1 protein-coding gene is annotated in these 1,618 nt (G+C 68.5%); it reads left to right on the top strand.

Features of this window, described 5'->3' with window-relative positions; all coding sequences use genetic code 11:
* Nucleotides 1-129: 129 nt before the first annotated feature.
* The gene (locus ACYQ1K_RS27840) at nucleotides 130-1,533 is read left to right on the top strand and encodes an IS1380 family transposase (RefSeq protein ID WP_459986879.1); all 1,404 of its coding nucleotides are present in this window, start codon (nucleotides 130-132) and stop codon (nucleotides 1,531-1,533) included.
* Nucleotides 1,534-1,618: the final 85 nt, after the last annotated feature.

The raw sequence follows: 1,618 nt of genomic DNA on the forward strand, positions 1-1,618 counted from the left end.
CCTCGATCCGTGGAAGATCCGCCGTGGATCGGCGTGAGTGCGGCGGGGCGAACGTAGAAGTGCCTTGTGGGGCGGAAGAATTGGGAGTGTCTAGGTCCCCATACACCGCGCACCCACAAGGCACTCAAAGTGAATCTATCCCATCTGTGGTCCAAGGCCACGCCGTTGTTCGATGACGAGCGGTTGGTGTCCTCGGCGGGACTGGTGCCGGTGATGGCGCTGGCCGAGCAGGCCGGGCTCTCGTCGCTGGTCACCGATAGGGTGCGGCTCGCGTCGCAGCGGGTGGCCTCTGCGGGGGTGAACCCGGCCGGGAAGGTGACCGCGATCATCGCCGGGATGGCCGCAGGCGCGGACAGCATCGACGACCTCGATGTGATCCGCTCTGGTGGGATGAAGCTGCTCTTCGACGAGGTCTACGCATCGGCCACGCTGGGCCAGTTCCTGCGCGAGTTCACCCACGGCCACACCCTGCAGCTGGCCTCGGTCGCGCGGGCGCACCTGGTCAACCTCGCTCAGCGGGCCGACCTGCTGCCCGGCATCGAGACCCAGGCCTTCATCGACATCGACTCACTCCTGCGGCCGGTATTCGGGCACGCCAAGCAGGGCGCCAGCTTCGGGCACACCAAGATCTCCGGCAAGCAGGTGCTACGCAAAGGGCTCTCCCCGTTGGCGACCACGATCTCCACCCCGCACGCGGCGCCGGTGATCGCCGGGATCCGGCTCCGGGCCGGGAAGGCCGGGTCGGGCAAGGGTGCAGCTTCGATGGTGCGCCAGGCGATCACCACTGCCCGCGCCGCGGGCGCGACCGGCGAGATCTTGGTGCGCGGCGACTCCGCTTACGGGAACAGTGCGGTGGTGGCCGCGTGTGTGAAGGCGAAGGTCCGGTTCTCGGTGGTGCTGACCAAGAACCCAGCGGTCGCCGCCGCTATCGAGCAGATCGCGGAGGATGCCTGGAAGCCAGTGCGCTACCCCGGTGCCGTCCTCGACCCCGAGACCGGCGTGCTGATCAGCGATGCTGAGGTCGCCGAGACCACGTTCACTGCGTTCGCCTCCACCACTCAGCCGGTCACCGCGCGGCTGGTGGTGCGTCGGGTCCGGGACCAGGCCAAGCTTGAAGAGCTGTTCCCGGTCTGGCGCTACCACCCCTTCTTCACCAACAGCCTCGAGTCGACCGTTGAGGCTGACTTGACCCATCGCCGGCATGCGATCATCGAGACGGTCTTCGCCGATCTGATCGACGGGCCGATGGCTCATATGCCGTCGGGTCGATTTGCCTCCAACGGGGCGTGGGCGATCTGCGCGATGATCACCCACAACCTGCTCCGCGCCGCCGGCGCCCTGAGCACAGGCCACCTGGCCGTCGCCCGCGGTGCGACGTTACGACGCCAGATCGTCCACGTCCCTGCCCGGCTGGCCCGACCCCAACGCCGGCCCGTGCTGCACCTGCCCGCGCACTGGTCCTGGGCCCGGCACTGGCTGGCGATTTGGCACGGCGTGTTCGCACACAACCTCGGGCCACCCGCGACGGTCTGACCCATCCGACCGCCGCACAGGCAAGATCCGAGGACTCATCGTGGAAGAGCTGGGCAGACCAGCGCGCCGACCGCGCCCTCGCGGG

It is taken from the genome of Nocardioides sp. AN3, from assembly GCF_054653495.1.